Genomic DNA, 457 nt, shown 5'->3' with positions numbered 1-457 from the left:
CACCCACGTCATCCTGCGCGGCGGCCAACGGCCGAACTACGATACCGAGAGCGTGAGCATTGCCGCGGAGCAGATCATCGAGTCCGGTCTGACGCCCAAGATCATGATCGACTTCAGCCACGCCAACAGCCGTAAGCGTCCGGAGAAACAGACCCGTGTCTGCCAGGACGTCGCCGGCCAGATCGCGCGCGGGGATCGCGGCATCATGGGCGTCATGATCGAGAGTCACCTGGTCGGCGGCCGACAGGACCTGGCGGCGAGCGACGGGATGGTCTTCGGTCAAAGCGTCACCGACGCCTGTATCGGCTGGGACGATACGGTTCCGATGCTGCATGAGCTCGCGGATGCCGTCATGCGCCGACGTGCACTCTAGCCGGAAATCGCCTAAACCGCGTCCAGAGCGACATGCGTCATTTGCGTGTTGCGTTTGGCTTCGGAGATGTCCTCGATCTCGGTG

General features: G+C 63.2%; 1 pseudogene. It reads left to right on the top strand.

What is annotated here, in order from left to right:
• Positions 1-373, top strand: a pseudogene (locus GPT33_RS09910) (3-deoxy-7-phosphoheptulonate synthase); the annotation flags it as partial.
• Positions 374-457 lie beyond the last annotated feature (84 nt).

This window comes from Thiocapsa sp., assembly GCF_011390875.1.
Taxonomy (GTDB): Bacteria; Pseudomonadota; Gammaproteobacteria; order Chromatiales; family Chromatiaceae; genus Thiocapsa.
Note: the sequence above shows the minus strand (reverse complement) of the source record. Positions and strands in the feature narration are given on the sequence as shown.